The sequence below is a fragment of the Lacrimispora amygdalina genome (assembly GCF_900205965.1).
Lineage (GTDB): Bacteria > Bacillota > Clostridia > Lachnospirales > Lachnospiraceae > Lacrimispora > Lacrimispora amygdalina_A.
The window spans coordinates 22,517-42,990 of the sequence record NZ_OAOF01000002.1 but is presented as its reverse complement, the minus strand read 5'-3'; the positions used below and the strand labels follow the sequence as shown (position 1 = coordinate 42,990).

Annotated in this window: 17 protein-coding genes; 14 read left to right on the top strand and 3 right to left on the bottom strand. The window is 45.4% G+C overall.

Annotation, left to right across the window (positions count from 1 at the left end; genetic code table 11):
• Window positions 1-72 precede the first annotated feature (72 nt).
• A complete protein-coding gene (locus CRO04_RS03035) occupies window positions 73-1,551 on the bottom strand; it encodes a DUF1846 domain-containing protein (RefSeq protein ID WP_097002760.1) in 1,479 nt (492 codons plus the stop codon).
• Window positions 1,552-1,705: 154 nt separating this feature from the next.
• Here CRO04_RS03035 and CRO04_RS03030 point away from each other — a divergent pair, with 154 nt between their 5' ends.
• The 13 genes from CRO04_RS03030 (at window position 1,706) to pfkA (ending at window position 17,222) form a co-directional block, all read left to right on the top strand.
• Window positions 1,706-2,578: a methionyl aminopeptidase gene (locus tag CRO04_RS03030; protein WP_097002759.1), complete on the top strand. Its 873-nt coding sequence runs from the start codon at window positions 1,706-1,708 to the stop codon at window positions 2,576-2,578.
• Window positions 2,578-3,135, top strand: coding sequence for a DNA-3-methyladenine glycosylase I (locus CRO04_RS03025; RefSeq protein ID WP_097002758.1), 558 nt, complete (start codon window positions 2,578-2,580; stop codon window positions 3,133-3,135). The genes CRO04_RS03030 and CRO04_RS03025 overlap by 1 nt, the downstream gene beginning before the upstream one ends.
• Window positions 3,136-3,150: 15 nt before the next feature.
• Window positions 3,151-3,921: a GNAT family N-acetyltransferase gene (locus tag CRO04_RS03020; RefSeq protein WP_097002757.1), complete on the top strand. Its 771-nt coding sequence runs from the start codon at window positions 3,151-3,153 to the stop codon at window positions 3,919-3,921.
• A gap of 128 nt (window positions 3,922-4,049) precedes the next feature.
• Window positions 4,050-5,555 carry a putative glycoside hydrolase gene (locus tag CRO04_RS03015; RefSeq protein ID WP_097003084.1) on the top strand — a complete coding sequence of 502 codons (1,506 nt, stop codon included), beginning with the start codon at window positions 4,050-4,052 and terminating at the stop codon, window positions 5,553-5,555.
• Between the two features lie 20 nt (window positions 5,556-5,575).
• Window positions 5,576-6,097 carry a DUF1653 domain-containing protein gene (locus tag CRO04_RS03010; protein WP_097002756.1) on the top strand — a complete coding sequence of 174 codons (522 nt, stop codon included), beginning with the start codon at window positions 5,576-5,578 and terminating at the stop codon, window positions 6,095-6,097.
• Between the two features lie 10 nt (window positions 6,098-6,107).
• Window positions 6,108-7,979 carry an excinuclease ABC subunit UvrC gene (gene uvrC / locus CRO04_RS03005; RefSeq protein ID WP_097002755.1) on the top strand — a complete coding sequence of 624 codons (1,872 nt, stop codon included), beginning with the start codon at window positions 6,108-6,110 and terminating at the stop codon, window positions 7,977-7,979.
• Between the two features lie 69 nt (window positions 7,980-8,048).
• Entirely contained in the window at window positions 8,049-8,981 is a 933-nt protein-coding gene (gene hprK / locus CRO04_RS03000; RefSeq protein WP_097002754.1) for an HPr(Ser) kinase/phosphatase, read from the top strand.
• An 8-nt stretch (window positions 8,982-8,989) separates the two neighbouring features.
• A complete protein-coding gene (gene murB, locus CRO04_RS02995) occupies window positions 8,990-9,901 on the top strand; it encodes a UDP-N-acetylmuramate dehydrogenase (protein ID WP_097002753.1) in 912 nt (303 codons plus the stop codon).
• Between the two features lie 18 nt (window positions 9,902-9,919).
• Window positions 9,920-10,801, top strand: a complete 882-nt coding sequence (gene rapZ / locus CRO04_RS02990; protein ID WP_097002752.1) for an RNase adapter RapZ — start codon at window positions 9,920-9,922, stop codon at window positions 10,799-10,801.
• 2 nt (window positions 10,802-10,803) lie between these two features.
• Window positions 10,804-11,790: a DNA-binding protein WhiA gene (gene whiA, locus CRO04_RS02985; protein WP_097002751.1), complete on the top strand. Its 987-nt coding sequence runs from the start codon at window positions 10,804-10,806 to the stop codon at window positions 11,788-11,790.
• 11 nt (window positions 11,791-11,801) lie between these two features.
• Window positions 11,802-12,059 carry an HPr family phosphocarrier protein gene (locus tag CRO04_RS02980; RefSeq protein ID WP_097002750.1) on the top strand — a complete coding sequence of 86 codons (258 nt, stop codon included), beginning with the start codon at window positions 11,802-11,804 and terminating at the stop codon, window positions 12,057-12,059.
• Window positions 12,060-12,700: 641 nt separating this feature from the next.
• Window positions 12,701-16,183, top strand: a complete 3,483-nt coding sequence (locus CRO04_RS02975; RefSeq protein ID WP_097002749.1) for a DNA polymerase III subunit alpha — start codon at window positions 12,701-12,703, stop codon at window positions 16,181-16,183.
• A 64-nt stretch (window positions 16,184-16,247) separates the two neighbouring features.
• Window positions 16,248-17,222, top strand: a complete 975-nt coding sequence (gene pfkA / locus CRO04_RS02970) for a 6-phosphofructokinase (protein WP_097002748.1) — start codon at window positions 16,248-16,250, stop codon at window positions 17,220-17,222.
• 74 nt (window positions 17,223-17,296) lie between these two features.
• Here pfkA and CRO04_RS02965 read toward each other — a convergent pair whose 3' ends face one another.
• Complete coding sequence (locus CRO04_RS02965) at window positions 17,297-18,133, bottom strand: alpha/beta hydrolase (RefSeq protein ID WP_097002747.1); 837 nt, start codon at window positions 18,131-18,133, stop codon at window positions 17,297-17,299.
• Between the two features lie 274 nt (window positions 18,134-18,407).
• On the opposite strand from CRO04_RS02965, the gene CRO04_RS02960 reads away from it, so the two are divergent.
• Window positions 18,408-19,544 (top strand): glycoside hydrolase family 88/105 protein, encoded by a 1,137-nt coding sequence (locus tag CRO04_RS02960; RefSeq protein WP_097002746.1) that lies wholly within the window; start codon window positions 18,408-18,410, stop codon window positions 19,542-19,544.
• A gap of 37 nt (window positions 19,545-19,581) precedes the next feature.
• Here CRO04_RS02960 and CRO04_RS02955 read toward each other — a convergent pair whose 3' ends face one another.
• Window positions 19,582-20,448, bottom strand: coding sequence for a helix-turn-helix domain-containing protein (locus CRO04_RS02955; RefSeq protein ID WP_097002745.1), 867 nt, complete (start codon window positions 20,446-20,448; stop codon window positions 19,582-19,584).
• Window positions 20,449-20,474: the final 26 nt, after the last annotated feature.

Genomic DNA, 20,474 nt, shown 5'->3' with positions numbered 1-20,474 from the left:
GAAGAGCAAAGTAGTAAAACGGAGCTGCTGTAAAAGTATATTCTACTGAAACAGCAGCTCCATTATTATGCATTAATGATAAATTTTCTTCTGCTCATAGATTGGTTCGCTAGTCAGATGGATTCCTAAATTTTTAAAGGTTTTCACATCCACATCAGAAAGCAGGACAGATGTGTGGGCATCGGTTCCTTTTAATTTAGGAAGCTGCTCCAGTGCGGTCTGTGCATTGACATCAGTCGCTGCAGAAGCGGACAGCGCAATCAGGACCTCATCTGTGTGAAGCCTTGGGTTTCTGCTTCCTAAATACATTACCTTTAGTTTTTGAATCGGTTCAATGGCAGATGGAGAAATCAAATGAACATCGTGAGGAATATTACCCAGCATCTTTACAGCATTTAACAAAAGTGCTGCAGAGGCTCCCAGTAAATGGGTGGTTTTTCCTGTCACAATGGTACCGTCATCCAGTAAAAGTGCAGCGGCAGGCGATCCGTTATTCTTCGCAAGTTCATTGGCGGCACCTACGGGTTTTCTCTTTTCCGTGTTAATTTTGGCCTGCTTCATCAAAAGCTCGATTTTATATACCTCATCTTTAGATCCCATGTCTTTCGCCAGACGGGACAAAGCCTGATAATACCGTCTGATGATTTCCTGACGGGAGGCTTCCCTGCAGATCTCGTCGTCCACGATACAGTGGCCTGCCATATTCACACCCATATCAGTAGGTGATTTGTATGGGCATTCTCCGTAGATTCCTTCAAAGATAGCGCTTAATACCGGGAAAATTTCCACATCCCGGTTATAATTTACCGTAGTTTCTCCATAAGCTTCCAAATGGAAGGGGTCGATCATATTCACATCATTTAAATCGGCAGTAGCAGCTTCGTATGCCAGATTCACCGGATGCTTTAGTGGAATATTCCAGATGGGGAAGGTCTCAAATTTGGCATACCCGGCTTTGATTCCCCGCTTGTTCTCGTGATAAAGCTGTGATAAGCAGGTTGCCATCTTTCCGCTGCCAGGTCCCGGCGCGGTGATGATTACCAGCGGTCTGGAAGTTTCTATATAATCATTTCTTCCATAACCCTCATCACTGACGATGAAGGGAATGTTAGCGGGATATCCGTCAATAATAAAATGACGGTATACTTTAATTCCCAGGGATTCCAGCTTTCCTTTGAAAACGTCGGCTGCTTTCTGACCGGAATACTGAGTAATAACAACACTTCCCACATATAGTCCCTTATCGGTAAAGGACTGTATGAGACGGAATACATCCACATCATATGTGATCCCGAGATCATGGCGGATCTTATTCTTTTCAATGTCAGCTGCGCTGATGGCAATTACGATCTCAGCCTGATCAGCAAGCTGCATCAGCATGCGAAGCTTGCTGTCCGGCTCAAAACCCGGAAGCACTCTGGAAGCGTGGTAATCGTCAAAGAGTTTACCCCCGAATTCCAGATAGAGCTTGTCCCCGAACTGGCTGATCCGCTCCTTGATATGCTCTGACTGCATGGTTAAATATTTGTTGTTATCAAATCCTGGTTTCATTTGTCCCTCCGTGGCATGTTCATATTCACAATACTATCGATTGTAACATAGAACCCTGGAAAATGCCATGGCTTTTATCTGTCCATATTTGCTGGAAAGTCTTTACAACACGCTTTAAACGTGTTAAAACGTTGTAGTAAGAAGGAGGAGAATCATGTTTAAAATAGGAAGAAACGACCCGTGCTGGTGCGGCAGCGGAAAGAAATATAAAGCCTGTCATCTGGAGTTTGACAGAAAACTTGAGAACTACGAAATCATGGGGGAGGAGGTGCCAAATCACTCTATGATTAAGACACCGGCCCAGATTGAAGGAATACGCCGTGCAGGTGTGGTTAACAATCAGATTCTTGATCTGGTAGGAGAGAAGATTGGTCCCGGAATCAGTACCGAGGATTTAAATACCCTGGTCCACGAATCTACCATACGTCTGGGCGGAATTCCAGCGCCCCTTAACTTTGAAGGATATCCCAAAAGCGTCTGTACCTCCATTAATGAGGTGGTCTGCCATGGAATCCCTGATCCAAAACGGATTTTAAAAGAAGGCGACATTATTAACGTGGACGTAACCACCATTTTAGACGGCTATTATGCAGATGCCTCCAGAATGTACTGTATGGGAAATGTATCTCCGGAAGCCGAAAAACTGGTCCGCGTTACAAAAGAAAGCGTGGATCTGGCATTAAAAGAAGCCAGAGCATGGGGACATTTGGGAGATATCGGAGCGGTGATTTCCGAATATATCTATGCCAATGGCTTTACGGTGGTGAGAGAGATCGGCGGTCATGGGGTAGGAGTGGAATTTCATGAGGAGCCATGGGTCAGCCATATCGGAACAAGAGGTACGGATATGCTTTTAGTTCCTGGAATGATTTTTACCATTGAGCCTATGGTTAACGCAGGAAAGGCCGATGTTGTGCAGGATGACACCGATGGATGGACCATCTATACAAAGGATGGAAGTTTGTCGGCACAGTGGGAGTATACCGTTTTAATTACAGAGGAAGGGCCGGAGGTGCTTGCCAGATAATGGAAAAGAAACGCTGCTTTTGGGTGGATGAATCATCACCCGTCTACGTGAAATATCATGATGAGGAATGGGGAGTCCCTGTTTACGACGATCAGAAACTGTATGAGATGTTTCTGTTAGAAACCTTTCAGGCAGGGCTTTCCTGGATTACCGTGTTAAAAAAGCGGGAAGCATTCCGGGAGGCCTTTGACGGATTTAATCCGGAAAAGGTTTCTGCATACAAAGAAGAGAAGTTAAATGAACTGATGGAGAACCCAGGCATTATCAGAAACAGAAGAAAAGTCGAGGCTGCCGTAAAAAATACCCGTATCTTTATGGAAATACAAAAGGAATTCGGATCATTTTCAAACTATTTATGGGGATTTACAGACGGGAAAATCATTGTGAACCAGGATGATAATTTTTCTGTAAAAACAGAACTGTCTGACCGGATATCAAAGGATATGAAAAAAAGAGGCATGTCATTTGTGGGATCTGTAACCATCTATTCCTATCTTCAGGCTGTGGGAGTGGTCAATGACCACGAGCTGGCATGTATCTGCAGGCAGAAGTCATAAGGAACAGGAGAGAACATGGGAATAATTGAAATTGAAGATAAATCCATTTTACAGCCATTATTTGCTGGCTGGGAAGAAACTCTCATCTGGTCCTGTCTGCAAAATGTCATGGGAAGGGCCTTCGCCGACCGGCAGAAGAATCCACGCTCCGCTCAGCTGGTAATTGGAGATTTCTGCTTTTTTTCAGGAGTGCCGGATCCAGAATTAATAACAAATAAACCATCAGGAAGAAAATCTGATTTTATCATTATGGTTCCTGAAAATGAAGCATGGGCACAAGCCATTGAGAAGGTCTGGAAGTCCTCCGCCAGCCGAAGGAGCCGTTATGCGATAAAGAAAGAACCGGCTGTTTTTGACAGAGAGCTGTTAAACAGGGCAGCAGAGAGCCTATCACCTCCATTTATCCTTCGCATGTTTGACGAGGGAATTTACAGACAGGTGATGGATAATGCCTGGTCCAGAGATTTATGTTCCCAGTTTGCAGACTATGAAGATTACAGAAAAAGGGGAATCGGAGCCGCCGTTCTTTTAAATGGAGAGGTAGTTGCCGGTGCATCCTCCTATACGGTTTATCATGGTGGAATCGAGATTGAGATTGATACAAAGAAAGAATACAGGCGGAAGGGGCTGGCATATTCCTGTGGAGCTAAGCTTATACTGGAATGTTTAGACAGAGGACTTTACCCCAGCTGGGACGCCCACAATCCGGGTTCTGCGGCACTTGCCGAAAAGCTTGGATATCATCGGGACCGGGAATATCCGGTCTATGAAATAACTGGTTATTAAAAGATAAAACATACTGCTGCATCCGGGATATTAAATTTTTATTTGGAATATTTTACAAAATGTGGTAAAATATTAAATAATTATTACAATGAGACACTGAAAACCATAGAGAAAGAGAAAGATAAATGATGAAACGATGGCTTTTAGCAGTAATTGTATGCTCATTAGTAGCAGCCGGATGCGGCAGATACAAAGAAATACCCGAGACAATAGAAACCGGTCAGTCCAGTGATGGGGTGGCGGAAGATTCCAGTGATAGCACCCAGCCAGAGATACAGGCAGAGACGATGGAGACATCAGTGCTCCCACAGAAAAAGCCGGTTAAAGTAAAAGGAATCTATATCTCAGGATATATGGCGGGATCGGAGGGCTTTCAGGACATCCTTGACAAGATTAAGGGCACGGAAATCAACGCTGTCGTGATAGACGTAAAGAACGATGACGGCAGAATTACATTTGCAATGGACGAGGCTCCCACAGTGAAGGAAATCGGTGCGGAGAAAAAGTATATCCGTGACATGCCGGCTATGATGGCCCGGTTAAAAGAAAGAGGAATCTATACCATTGCCAGGGTGGTTGCGTTCCGGGATCCCTACCTGGCGGAACAGAAGCCGGAGTGGAGTCTGAAGAATAAGGATGGAAGCCTGCACAGAGATAATCAGGGTCTTGCCTGGGTTAACCCCTACTGCCCTGAGGTCTGGGATTACCTGGTTGAGGTGGGAGAAGCCGCATCTGAGGCCGGCTTTGATGAAGTTCAGTTTGACTATATCCGGTTTTCCACAGACAGCTCCATGAAGCAGGTGGCCTTTGACGAAAAAGTGACAAAGGGACGTTCAAAAACAGATATTATTACAGAGTTTATTCAATATGCCTATGAGAAACTCTCTGCCCGGAATATCACGGTTTCTGCCGATGTGTTCGGAACCATCATCGGAAGTAATGTGGATGCCCAGGCGGTAGGACAGGTTTACAGTGATATGACAGACCATCTTGATTATATCTGCCCCATGATTTATCCATCCCATTATGGTGACGGCAATTTCGGTATTGACCATCCGGATATGAAACCATATGATACCATCCTGGCAGCGCTGAATCTTTCTAAGGCTGATCTGGATAAGACCCGCAGGGAAGGCGAAGGCCAGGCGATTGTCCGGCCGTGGCTTCAGGACTTCACGGCCTCTTATCTGAAGCATCACATATCATACGGGAAGAAGGAAATAAGAGACCAGATAAAGGCTGTTTACGATGCTGGTTATGACGAGTGGATTCTTTGGAGTGCTTCCAACCGGTACACCTGGGATGCCCTGCTGTCAGAGGAAGATGCGAAAGAGGAAGCGGAGAAAATAGCCCAGTTGAGAGCATCTAAAGAAGAATCAAAAGCGGCGGCAGAAGCTGAAGCAGCAGCTGAGGCAAAAACCGCGGTTGAGACAAAAGCGGCGGCAGAGACAAAACCAGCGGTTGAGACAAAACCGGTTCCGGACAAAGCTGAGAGTCAGGCAGAGAAGAGTCTGGAAGGATCGGTTGCGGCAGAAGAGACAGCTACACAGGAATCCCGGACCGGGGAAGCTTTGGAGAAAAGCAAAAAAAGGAGTAAGCCTCCAGTCGTGATCGTGACTACAGGCGGTTCCTGAAATGAAAAGTGAGGAAAGCGATGGAGAGAATACCAAAACCAGGAGAATTCTACAGACATTTTAAGGATAAGATGTATCAGGTGACAGCGGTTGCCACTCATTCCGAAACCAGAGAAAAGATGGTGGTATATCAGGCTCTGTACGGAACCTTTGATGTTTATGTACGTCCTCTCTCCATGTTCACCAGCGAGGTGGATCATGAAAAATACCCGGATGTTGTTCAAAAATACCGGTTTGAACGGGTTGACTTAACGGCAGCCAGTGATGTAAACCAGCCGGATGGAGAGCAGAAAGAAGAGACAACGAAAGAAGAACATGACGGACCCAATAAAAATCTGCTTGCATTTCTTGACGCAGAGACGTATTATGATAAGTTAGAGGTGTTAAAGACCTTAAAAGACAAATTTACGGCGGAAGAGCTTCTTGCGATCTGTGAGATTATGGATATCGGAAGAGCGGATTCTGAGCCGGAAGAGAAGTATTATGCAGTGGAGCGTTATCTGGAACTGCAGATCAAATACGACGGAACAAGATTGAGGTGATTCGAACCAGGTGGACCACATCGAATTTAATATAGAAGAAGAGTTGAAAAAACTGCCGTCCCAGCCTGGAGTGTATATCATGCACGATAAGCGGGACGAAATTATCTATGTGGGAAAAGCGATCAGCTTAAAAAACAGGGTCAGGCAGTATTTTCAAAGCAGCAGAAATAAGACGGCAAAGATCGAACAGATGGTGTCGAGAATCGCCCGTTTTGAATACATTATAACAGACTCAGAACTGGAAGCGCTTGTGCTGGAATGCAATTTAATCAAGGAGCACCGGCCCCGTTATAATACCATGTTAAAGGATGATAAGACTTATCCTTACATTAAGGTTACCGTGTACGAGGAATTTCCCAGGGTTCTGTTTTCCAGAGATATGAAGAAGGATAAAAGCAGGTACTTTGGTCCCTATACCAGCGCGGGAGCGGTGAAAGATACCATTGATCTGATCCACAAGCTGTACCAGATCAGAACCTGCAGCCGCAATCTGCCCAGAGATATCGGGAAAGAAAGACCCTGCTTAAACTATCATATCAAGCAGTGTCAGGCACCCTGCCAGGGATATATCAGTCAGGAAGATTATGGAAGATCGATCAGTCAGGTGATTGATTTTCTTGGAGGGAAATACGCGCCGGTCATTACCATGCTGGAAGAAAAGATGCAGGCTGCATCGGATGAGATGGATTATGAAAAAGCCATTGAATACAGAGATTTGTTAACCAGTGTAAAACAGATCGCCCAAAAACAGAAGATCACGGACAGCGGTATGGAAGACCGGGATATTATCGCCATGGCAAAAGATGAAAAAGATGCTGTGGTCCAGGTCTTTTTTGTGCGTGAGGGGAAACTGATCGGAAGAGAACATTTTCATGTAAATGTAGCCACGGCAGAAGACAATGGTCAGATTTTAACCAGCTTTGTGAAACAGTTCTATTCAGGAACACCCTTTGTACCAAGAGAGATATGGATGCAGACCCAGCTTGAGGAAGATGGCGTGATCGGGGAATGGCTGTCTGCCAAACGGGGACAGAAGGTAAAACTTACGGTGCCTAAGAAAGGGCAGAAAGAACGCCTTATGGAGCTGGCGGAAAAGAATGCGGCTCTGGTTCTCTCCCAGGATAAGGAAAAGATCAAGCGGGAGGAACTTCGTACGGTAGGAGCCATGAATGAAGTGGGAAGTCTGCTGGGGCTTTCTGATGTAAAACGGATTGAGGCATTTGATATTTCCAATATAAGCGGTTTTGAGTCGGTAGGGTCCATGATCGTGTATGAAAACGGCAGACCCAAACGCAATGATTACAGGAAATTCAAGATTAAGTGGGTAAAGGGAGCCAACGATTACGCTTCCATGAATGAGGTCCTGACCAGAAGGTTTTCCCACGGTTTACAGGAAGCAGAAAGCTTAAGGGAAAAGGGCGTGGAAGAAGAATTAGGAAGCTTCACCCGATTCCCAGACTTAATCATGATGGATGGAGGAAAAGGGCAGGTGAACATCGCCTTAGAGGCACTAACTCAGCTGGGGCTTGCCATTCCCGTATGCGGTATGGTAAAAGATGACAATCACCGGACCAGGGGGCTTTACTATAACAATGTGGAAATTCCCATTGACCGGCATTCGGAAGGGTTTAAACTGATCACACGGATTCAGGATGAAGCCCACCGCTTTGCCATAGAATATCACAGAAGTTTAAGAAGCAAAGGGCAGGTAAAATCCATACTCGATGATATTCCTAATATCGGACCTGGCAGAAGAAAGGCTTTAATGCGCAGATTTAAGGGCCTGGAAGCAGTGAGAGAGGCCACGCTTGAGGAACTGGAAGCTACAGAAGGCATGAATTCCCGCTCTGCAAAAAGTGTGTATGAATTCTTTCATAATTAGTCCCATAGCTTTTCAAAACATAAAATCTGTGTTAGTATGAAAAAAACAGATGAAAAGGAGCATTTCACCATGCATGGAGTAGCAATCACAGATCTGATTGAAAAAATGAATCTCCGGAATATGACGCCGGAGATCGATGCGGAGAAAATTGTGCTCAGCCACCCGGATGTAAACCGTCCGGCTCTTCAGCTGGCCGGTTTTTTTGATCACTTTGATAATGAACGGGTTCAGATCATCGGATATGTAGAGCAGGAATATATCAGCCAGATGAATCATGAAAGAAAGATGGAGATGTACGACAAGCTGCTCTCCTATCAGATTCCGTGCCTGGTATACAGCCGCAGTCAGAGTCCGGATGAGGATATGCTGGCACTCTGCAACCATTATGGAATCCCATGCCTTGTTTCAGATAAGACCACCTCTGATTTAATGGCAGAGGTCATCCGCTGGCTGAAGGTGAAGCTGGCTCCCTGCATCAGCATTCACGGCGTTTTAGTTGACGTATTCGGTGAAGGCGTGCTGATTATGGGTGAGAGCGGCATCGGTAAAAGCGAAGCGGCTCTGGAGTTAATTAAAAGAGGACACCGTCTTGTAACGGATGATGTTGTTGAGATCCGCAAGGTGAGTGATGATACCTTAATTGGAAGTGCACCGGAAATCACAAGGCATTTTATTGAATTACGCGGAATCGGAATTATTGATGTGAAGACATTGTTCGGTGTGGAGAGCGTAAAGGACACCCAGTCCATCGATATGGTGATTAAGCTGGAAGACTGGGATAAGGATAAAGAGTACGACAGACTGGGAATCGAGGACAATTACACGGAGTTTTTAGGCAATCAGGTTGTATGCCATTCCATTCCTGTACGTCCGGGCCGTAATCTGGCTATTATTGTGGAATCAGCTGCCGTCAATTACAGACAGAAGAAGATGGGGTACAACGCGGCACAGGAATTATACAACCGCGTACAGGCAAACCTATCTAGAAAACAGGATGATTGAGGTGTCTGATGACTGGAATTTATGAAAAACTTCTTAGTGCGGCCGATAAAAACCATATTAAAGCAGGAGAAGAGATGCGCAGGCATACCTCTTTCCGGGTTGGGGGACCGGCAGACTGCTTTGTAACTCCTGGAGATGAACACGAGCTTGCTGCAGTCATTAAGATCTGCAGGCAGGAAAAAGTGCCATATTTCATATTAGGCAACGGAAGTAATCTTCTGGTGGGAGATCAGGGTTTTGACGGGGTGGTTATCTCTATGGACAGCTTTCATGTCTGTGATGTCAATCAGGAGACAGGGATGATAAAAGCCGGAGCAGGTCTTTTGCTGGCGAGAATTGCACAGGAAGCATATAAGGCATCACTGACAGGCTTTGAGTTTGCTGCCGGAATTCCGGGAACACTGGGGGGAGCCGTAGTCATGAATGCCGGTGCATATGGTTCGGAGATGAAAGAGGTTCTGCGCAGTGTAAGAGTTGTGACCGGGGATGGACAGATCAAAGAAGTCCCTGCCTGCGAGCTTTCTCTGGGGTACCGGACCAGCTGCATTATACCAAACCAGTATGTGGTGACAGAAGCAGTCATACGCTTAAAAGAAGGCGATCCGGTTTCTATTAAAAACCGTATGGATGAACTGGCACGCAGAAGAAAAGAAAAGCAGCCTCTGGAATTTCCCAGTGCAGGAAGTACCTTTAAGCGCCCGGAAGGACATTATGCCGGGAAGCTGATTGAAGATGCCGGGCTTCGGGGATTTTCCGTAGGAGGTGCCCAGGTTTCAGAAAAGCACTGCGGATTTGTGATCAATAAAGATCAGGCGACAGCTGCGGATATTATAGCCTTGTGCGAAGAGGTAAAAAACAGGGTATACAAAAATTCCGGAGTGATGCTTGAGATGGAAGTGAAGACACTGGGGAAGTTTTAACTAGCAAAGGAGTATACAGTGAGGCTTGTAATTGTGACAGGCATGTCAGGTGCGGGGAAAACACAGGCGCTCAAGATGTTGGAGGATATGGGATTTTATTGTGTGGATAATCTTCCTATACCGCTTATCGAGACATTTGCAGAGCTGACCCTTAAAAATCCGCAGGGAATTAAGAACGCCGCCCTGGGGATTGATATCAGAAGCGGGGAAGATTTATCGGTTTTAGACCGGATCTTTGATGAATGGTCCAGAAACCGTGTGCCTTTTGAGATTCTTTTCCTGGATGCCGGAGATGAAATACTGATAAAGCGGTATAAGGAAACCAGAAGAGCCCATCCCCTCGCAGCAGGCGGAAGAATTGACAGCGGAATAATAAAAGAACGTGGGAAGCTTGCTTTCTTAAAGGAAGAGGCGGATTATATCATCGATACCAGCAAGCTTCTCACGAAAGAACTGAGGCAGGAACTGGAAAAGATATTTATGAAGCACAAATCTTACCGGAATCTATTCATTACCATTCTTTCTTTCGGCTTTAAATATGGAATTCCATCCGATGCTGATCTGGTGTTTGATGTGAGATTTCTGCCTAATCCCTACTATGTGGAGGAGCTGAGAAACCGGACAGGGGAAGAAAAAATAGTGCGGGACTATGTGATGCAGCATGGAACCGCTGATCTGTTTTTGAACAAGCTTTATGATATGCTGGAATTTCTTCTTCCCAACTACGTTCTGGAGGGAAAGAACCAGCTGGTGATTGCCATTGGGTGCACAGGTGGTAAGCATCGTTCCGTAACCGTTGCAAAAGCGGTTTATGAAAAATTTAAATCAAGAGCAGAATTTGGTATTAAAATCGAACATCGGGATATTGATAAGGATAATACAGGAAAAAGGGTGGTCTAGGTATGTCGTTTTCTTCTAAACTAAAAGAAGAGCTTTCCAGGCAGATCAGCCCGGCAAGGCATTGTCAGATCGCGGAAATGGCTGCGATCATCAGCCTTTGCGGTAAGATAATCATATCGGAAGAAGACCGCTATAGAATTAAAATTCATACAGAAAATGTGGCAGTTGCAAGAAAGTACTTTACATTATTGAAAAAAACATTTAATATTAGTACTGATGTCTCTATTAGAAGAAATGCCTACTTGAACAGAAGCCGTACGTTCACAGTGACCATCCGGGAACACGAGGATGCCATTCGGGTGCTTCATGCAACAAAACTCCTTGACGAGAATGGGGAAGTAGGAGAAAATCTAAATATAGTGAAGAACGTGGTGATCCAGCAGTCCTGCTGCAGGAGAGCGTTTATACGCGGGGCATTCCTTTCATCAGGATCCATCAGTGATCCGGAGAAGTTCTACCATTATGAAATCGTATGTGCCACAGAAGAAAAAGCAGAGCAGTTAAAGTCTATTATTGCAACCTTTGATCTTGACGCAAAGATCGTAAAGAGAAAGCGGTATTTCGTAGTCTATATCAAGGAGGGAAGCCAGATTGTCGATATCTTAAATGTTATGGAGGCTCCGGTTACTTTAATGGAGCTTGAAAATATCAGGATATTAAAGGACATGCGCAACAGCGTAAACAGGCAGGTTAACTGTGAAACTGCTAATATTAATAAAACGGTATCAGCTGCCGTAAAGCAGATAGAAGATATAAAATATATCAGAGATACAATCGGACTTAAGGATCTTCCGGACAACTTAAGGGAGATTGCCAGAGAGAGACTGGAAAGACCGGACGCAACATTAAAAGAGCTTGGAGAAGCTCTGGACCCTCCTGTTGGTAAATCAGGAGTGAACCACCGACTTAGAAAGCTTTGTGATTTAGCAGGGCGGCTGCGCGGGACAGGCGTGGGCAGCGGAACGGAACAGATCCGTTCAGAGGAATGAGGAGGATAATTATGGTAAGAAAAACAGTCACCGTGGAACTTGCATCAGGCTTGGAAGCGAGACCAGTTGCTATGCTGGTTCAGGTTGCCAGCCAGTATGAAAGCAACATTTATGTTGAAATTGAATCAAAAAGGGTGAATGCCAAAAGTATTATGGGAATGATGACTCTCGGTCTTGCAGCTGGAGAGCAGATCACAATTACTGCAGACGGAGCCGATGAAGAAGTTGCAGTCGGCGAGATTGAGAAATACTTAAGCAATCAGGAATAATATCTTGGATAATCACGTGTTTTGAGGCGGAGACTGCCATTGTCTGACAATGGAAGCTCCGCCTCTTATATCTCCATTTTTAATTACTGACTTGAAATAGTGAATTTAAGTGATCCTAAAACGACTTTGGGCAAACTGTCTGTGCTGGCATGGGACCAACCAGAAATTTTGGGTATGAGACATAAAAAAATCGTGTCTACGGAATGGGTCTGCTCAAAAAGTTGGACATAAAAACAATTTTTTCGTGTCCGCTTTATTGGGTACATTATAAACCTTATCTGGAGGCATAGACAGAGGATTATCTATTTCTATGCCCCAGATGGCATAAAAGGGTTTAAGAAATTGAAGAGATAGGGCATATGCAGGAAAAAGATTTAACCTATGCCCCGCAAGCTAAGAACGGCGGGGCATAAATAAAGAGCAGACTGCCGATATATACCAAATAGTGATAGAGAAGGTCGGAATAAAGGAGATACGGGGTAGAGGGAGGAAAAAGAAGTAATCTATGCCCCAGATACCAAGTATAAGAGGAAATAGAGGAGATAAATACTGTGCAGAGGTAAGCAGGAGAATAAAATATTTTCAGAGGCTGCCTTTTTATGTTATAATAAGAGAAATGAGGATAGAAGGAGATAAGACAGATGGCATTTACACATTTGCATGTCCATACAGAGTACAGCCTGCTTGATGGGTCCTGCAAGATTAAGGAGCTGACAGCCAGAGCGAAGGAACTTGGGATGGATAGTATGGCAATTACAGACCATGGCGTCATGTATGGTGTGATTGATTTTTACAGAGCCGCGAAGGAAGCTGGCATCAAACCCATAATTGGCTGTGAGGTGTACGTGACATCCGGTTCCAGATTTGACAGAGAGCTTGCAGGCGGCGAAGACCGGTATTACCATCTGGTTCTTCTGGCTGAGAATAATCAGGGCTATCAGAATTTGATGAAGATTGTTTCCAAAGGTTTTGTCGATGGATTTTATTATAAACCCAGAGTGGATTATGAGGTGTTACGGGAATATCATGAGGGTGTGATCGCTCTGAGCGCCTGTCTGGCAGGAGAAGTGCAGCGCTATATCGGCAGGGGCCAGTATGAACAGGGGAAGGAAACCGCTCTTAAGTATCAGGAGATATTCGGAGAGGGTAATTTCTTCCTTGAGCTTCAGGACCATGGTATCCCCATGCAGAAAACTGTGAATCAGGGCCTGGTCCGGATGAGCGCGGAGACGGGAATTGAGCTGGTGGCGACCAATGATATCCACTATACCTATGCAGAAGATGCCACGCCCCACGACATTCTTTTGTGTATACAGACCGGTAAGAAAGTGGCAGATGAGAACCGTATGCGCTATGAGGGCGGTCAGTATTACTGCAAGTCAGAAGAGGAGATGAAGACGCTTTTCTCCTATGCAGTCCAGGCGGTAGAGAATACCCATAAGATCGCAGAGCGGTGTAATGTGGAGATTGAGTTCGGAGTCACCAAACTGCCTAAGTACGATGTTCCGGAAGGCTATGATTCGTGGAGCTATCTGAATAAATTATGTAGAGAGGGCTTTGAACACCACTATCCGGAGGATGACGGAACTTTACAGGAGCGTCTTTCTTATGAGCTTGAAGTCATTCATACTATGGGGTATGTGGATTACTTCCTGATTGTGTGGGATTTCATTCATTATGCCAGATCCAAAGATATCATGGTAGGGCCGGGCAGAGGCTCTGCGGCCGGAAGTATTGTTTCCTACTGTCTTGGGATTACGGACATTGATCCCATACGGTATAACCTTCTCTTTGAACGTTTCCTGAATCCGGAACGAGTTTCCATGCCCGATATAGACGTGGACTTCTGCTTTGAACGGCGCCAGGAAGTCATTGACTATGTGGTGGAAAAGTACGGGAAGGATCAGGTGGTTCAGATTGTTACCTTTGGTACCCTGGCTGCGAAGGGTGTGGTTCGGGACGTAGGAAGAGTACTGGACATGCCTTACGCCCGCTGCGATGCCATTGCAAAGATGATTCCGGGTGATCTTGGCATGACACTGGAAAAGGCGTTAAAACAAAGCCCGGACCTGCGCAATGCCTATAACGAGGATCCCGAGGTAAAATACTTAATTGATATGTCCATGCGTCTGGAGGGGCTGCCGAGGCATACTTCCATGCATGCGGCCGGAGTTGTAATCAGCCGGAATTCTGTGGATGAATACGTTCCCCTGTCAAGAGCAGCAGACGGAACCATCACTACGCAGTTCACCATGACTACATTAGAGGAACTGGGGCTTTTAAAGATGGATTTCCTGGGTCTTAGGACCCTCACCGTGATCCAGAACGCGGTTCTGGCAGTGGAGAAGAACCGGGATATCATTCTTGATATGGACCACATTGATTACAATGATAAGGCAGTGCTGGATTCCATCGGAACCGGAAAGGATGACGGGGTATTCCAGCTGGAGAGTTCCGGTATGAAGAGTTTCATGAAGGAATTAAAACCGGAGAATCTGGAGGATATTATAGCCGGTATTTCTCTCTACCGACCAGGTCCCATGGACTTTATTCCCAAATACTTAAAAGGCAAGAATGACCGGAATTCCATCACCTATGACTGTCCTCAGCTGGAGCACATATTGGGTCCTACTCACGGATGCATCGTATATCAGGAACAGGTTATGCAGATCGTCCGCGATCTGGCCGGGTACACCATGGGACGAAGCGACCTGGTGCGCCGTGCCATGTCAAAGAAGAAAACCTACGTTATGGAGAAGGAACGCCAGAATTTTGTATACGGGAATCCGGAAGAAGGCGTAACCGGGTGTATCTCAAATGGAATTGACGAAAAGACTGCCAATCAGATCTACGATGAGATGATTGATTTCGCCAAATATGCCTTTAATAAATCCCATGCTGCTGCTTATGCGGTGGTATCCTATCAGACCGCATTTTTAAAATACTATTACCCTCAGGAATATATGGCTGCGTTACTTACTTCTGTTATGGACAATGTGTCTAAGGTTTCGGAATATATTTTAAGCTGCAGGCAGATGGGAATTCCCATACTTCCTCCGGATATTAATGAGGGAGAAAGCGGATTCTCAGTTTCAGGCAAGTCCATACGGTACGGACTGTCCGCAATTAAAAGCGTTGGCAAATCCGTTGTAGAGATGATTGTGGCAGAGCGGGAACGCAATGGACTCTATCATGATATGGAAGACTTTATTGACCGCATGAGCAATAAAGAGGTGAACAAGCGGACACTGGAGAACTTCATTAAGTCAGGAGCGCTGGATACGCTTCCTGGTACAAGAAAGCAGAAACTTTTCATAGCACCGGAGCTTCTTGACCAGAGGAGTAAGGAACGCAAGAATACGATGGAAGGGCAGATCACCCTGTTTGATCTTGCCGGTGAGGAAGAAAAAAGCAACTATCAGATCACTTTTCCTGATGTTGGAGAGTTTCAGAAGGAGGACTTGCTTGCCTTTGAAAAAGAGACGCTTGGAATCTATGTAAGCGGCCATCCGCTGGAGGCGTATGAGGCAACATGGAAAAACCACATTACGGCTGTTACCGTTGATTTCATTGTAGATGAGGAAACCCAGAAAACCAATGTGCAGGATGGAGCTCATGTAACAGTTGGTGGTATGATTACTGCCAAAACCGTAAAAACTACCAGAAACAACAAGATGATGGCGTTTATCACGCTGGAAGATCTTGTTGGTTCCGTAGAAGTGATTGTATTTCCAAAGGACTATGAGAGTAAGCGAGAGCTGTTTACAGAAGACTCCAAAGTGTTTATTCAGGGAAGAGCCTCCATCGGTGATGATCCCGTGGGCAAGCTGATCTGTGAGCGGGTGATCCCGTTTTCTGCAATCCCCAAAGAGCTGTGGCTGAAATTCCCTGATAAAGAGACGTATGCTGCCGGGGAGCGGGAGATTCTTGAACAGCTGCGGGAATCAGAAGGCAATGATTCCGTAATCATCTATCTGGAGAGTGAGCGTGCGAAAAAGGTGCTCCCATCCAACTGGAATGTGGATGCCTCAGACGGCCTTGTGGATATATTAACCAAAAAACTTGGTGAAAAAAATGTCAGACTTGTGGAAAAAAAACTTGAAAAGATTGGGAAAATGAATTAGAATACAACATGTACGAAATGTAAAACTTACAAAACAGAGATCCGTGAATCAGGAGGAAGTTACTATGGCAAAACAAGTGAAAACCATCGGCGTATTAACCAGCGGCGGCGACGCACCAGGTATGAATGCTGCGATCCGTGCTGTTGTCAGAACTGCGATCCATAAGGGATTGGTAGTAAAGGGGATTATGAGGGGATACGCGGGCCTTCTGCAGGAAGAGATTGTCGATATGAACAGTACCAGTGTATCGGAGATCATCCATCGGGGCGGAACCATTCTTTATACAGCAAGATGTCAGGAATTTACTACAGCAGCGGGTCAGCAAAAAGGTGCTGAGATCTGTAAAAAACATAACATTGACGGTATCGTAGTCATCGGCGGAGACGGATCATTCCGCGGCGCCGGTAAGCTTTCTGCACTTGGAATCAACACCATCGGACTTCCTGGAACCATTGATTTGGATATTGCATGTACGGATTATACCATTGGTTTTGATACAGCAGTGAACACTGCCATGGAAGCCATTGATAAGGTCCGTGATACTTCTACCTCCCACGAACGCTGCAGCATTATTGAGGTAATGGGAAGAAATGCCGGATATATTGCCCTGTGGTGCGGCTTTGCCAATGGAGCAGAGGATATCCTACTGCCGGAGCGGTATGACGGAGACGAGCAGGCATTAATTAACCGCATCATCGAGAACAGAAAGCGGGGAAAGAAGCATCATATCATCATCAATGCAGAGGGGATCGGTCATTCCTCTTCCATGGCAAAGAGAATTGAAGCAGCTACCGGTATTGAGACGAGAGCTACCATTCTGGGCCACATGCAGAGAGGCGGAGCACCTACCTGTAAGGATCGTGTTTATGCTTCTATTATGGGAGCCAGAGCAGTGGAACTGCTGTGTGATGGCAAGAGTAACCGTGTCGTTGGTTATAAGCACGGTGAATTTGTTGATTTCGACATTCAGGAAGCATTGGCTATGACCAAGGATATTCCGGAAGATCAGTTTCAGATCAGCAAGATGCTGGTTCGATAATAAAGACAAAGATGCAGGAAAAGGGCGGGACAGCCGAAGGAGTCAGACTCCGGCTGTCCCGCCTGTTTTGTTGTTTATAGATATTCCAGCCAGGTTTTGGCCAGTAAGATCCAGTTCTGGCACCGGGGCACGATACACCGGCCATCATCGCCGGATACTTCACTGTTTGCTAAAGACAGTCCGTGGCAGCCGGCAGGATAGATGTGCATCTCCACACTGACACCGTGCTCCGTCAGAGCATCTGCCAGTAAATAGCTGTTTTTTACCGGCACCGCATCATCGGTAGAGGTGTGCCATAAAAATACCGGCGGTGTGTGGGCTCCCACCTGATGTTCCAGTGAAACCAGGCGGCGCAGGGATTCATCTTCTGCAGCTGCTCCCAATAAATTAAGGAAAGAACCCTCGTGGCAGCAGGGACCGGAGGAAATCACCGGATATGCCAGAATCATGCCGCCCGGTTTGATTTCATCTGGAGTGAGTTCCAACGGTTTATATAAAAATTCCTGATTCCAGAATGCTCCTAAACTGCAGGCAAGATGACCTCCTGCTGAAAAACCGCAGACAATGATCTTTTCCGGATCAACAAGCCATTCCTCTGCATGGGAACGGACCAGAGAAACAGCATAAGCCAGCTCCATCTGGGGATAAGGAAATACATCTGGAGCAATGCTGTAGTGAAGAACGAATGCATGGCAGCCCATGGCTAAAAACTGCGTCGCAACCGGTTCTGCTTCCCTGTCAGATAAGTGTCCGTAGCCGCCGCCCGGACAGATGATAACTGCCGGACGTCTGCGGCTGGGAGAGACGGATATTGGGTCTAAGAGGTACGCGTCTAAACATGCATTGGGGGTTAACTTCTTTTTTCCTGTCTGTTTTTCTGTAATGTTGATTTGTTCCGTAAAATGATTCATAGATCTGCACTCCTTTTTGGCATCTGGTTATTAAGAACCAATGTAATCCTGTTAAACAGAGTTTTTACCCTTCATTGGCTTATTCTGCCATCTTAACACCGATGCCATTTATATTCAATACTTTAATTATGCAGCACAGCAGGACACCGCGTCCGGTATGATCTGATTGGTGACAACAAAGAAAAACCATGCTATGATAAGAAGCAAGTTCCACAGATGTATAAAGATTGAATCTGGGAAACAGAAGATACATGTATAAAGAGAGGTAACGAACATGGATGTAATTGAAAGGTATATCAAAGAACTGATGGAAAAAAGCACACCGGACCGTCCGGTCTGGAACATCGAGAAGATTCTCCAGGGTGAGAAGTCCGGCTGGAATTACATCGACGGATGTATGATCAAGGCGGTCTTAGAGATGTATTCCATTACGAAGGATCACGGATATCTGGAATTTGCAGATACGTTTATTGATTACCGTGTAAAGGAAGACGGGTCCATTGACGGATACGACGTTGAGGAGCTGAATATTGATAATGTTAATGCAGGAAAAACCCTGTTTGAACTGTATGACCTGACCGGTAAGGAGAAGTACCGAAAGGCGATTGACCTGGTTTACAGCCAGATTGAGAAAATGCCCAGAACAAAAGAAGGAAATTTCTGGCACAAAAACATTTACCCCAATCAGGTATGGCTTGACGGTCTTTATATGTGCCAGCCATTCTACATGGAATATGAGGTACGGTTTAATGACAGAAAAAACTGTAAAGACATTTACAGCCAGTTTGCCAATGTAGCAAAGGATATGAAGGATTCTGAAACCGGACTTTATTATCATGCCTATGATTCCTCCAGAGAGATGTTCTGGTGCGATAAAGTGACCGGACTTTCCCAGAATTTCTGGCTGAGGGCACTGGGCTGGTATTCCATGGCGCTTTTAGATACCATGGATAAAGATGATCATAAGGAACCGGATTCCTTACATCAGATGAAAGACGCGTTCCGGTCACTGATTGATTCCATGTTAAAGTACCAGGATCCAACCGGTATGTGGTATCAGGTGGTCAACTTAGGCGGCATGGATAAAAATTATCTGGAAACCAGCGGAAGCGCAATCTTTTCCTATGCAATCTTAAAAGGAGTCCGTTTGGGTTACCTGCCAAAATCTTACGCAGAATACGGGAAAAAAGCGTTTGAGGGAATCTGCCGTACTTATCTTCATATAGAAGAAGGCAATATGAGCTTAGGCGGAATCTGCCTGGTAGCCGGACTGGGTGGAAAAGACAGAAGAAACGGAACCTTTGAGTATTATATGTCTGAGCCTGTGGTAAAAGACGATGCGAAGGGCGTTGGTCCGTTCCTTCTTGCTTATACAGAGATGAAGCGGTGCGGCTGGCAGTACCAGCTGTAAGAAAAAGGGAATGAGGTTAGCTTGCCTCATTCCCTTTTTAACTTAAACTGTTCTGTGCAAATTTCTTAGGTGAAATTCCCGTCTTCTTAGTAAAGGCTTTAAAAAAGTTGCTGTAATCATTAAAGCCGCACATGCTGTAGACTTCGTTTACACTGTATCCGCCTGCCAGCAGCGTCTGTGCCAGCTCGATTCTCCTGGTTGTGATGTAGGAATTAATGGTAGTTCCTGTCCCCTTTTTAAAAAGCCTGCAAAGATAAGAGGTGCTTAAATAAAAATGGGCGGCTATATCTCCGATACTTAAGGAGGAATCAATGTTGTGATGGATATAAGTGATGATATCTGCTACCTTGCTGTTAAAATACTGTCTCTGATCTTCAGATCTTTCGCCCAGTGCCGCCTCTGTCGCACATTTCGTTAAAAATACCATAAATTCTGCAAAAGCTGAGCGTTCTTCCACATCATGACCGAAGCCGTCCTCTGCTGCCAGCTTGTTAAAATAATAGGTGAACCGCCGCTGCTGTCCCTGGCTTAAATGGATCCGGTGGGAAAAATCATCCGGCCGGTGAGTAAAACAGTAGGTTAAATCCGTATGGTCGGTGGAAATTGATTTTAAGTAATCCAAATCAATAAAAACAGCATACCGTTCATGAGGGATGGAAGACTCCATCTGAAGGATCTGGTGCTTTTCCCGGGGGTTAATCATGAACAAATCGCCAGGTTCTATGCGGTAATTGTTATCTTCAATCAGGAAAGTCCGTCCGCCGCTGATGGAAAAGTAAAATTCGCAGCAGTGATGGCTGTGCATGCTTAAAACTGTGCTTTCCTTATGCAGATGGGCGATGGAAAAATAATGACTGTCAAAACAGCGGTCAATTCCGTCCGAATATGAAGTAAGTACTTTCATTATTTGCATTCTCCTTGGCTATTAGT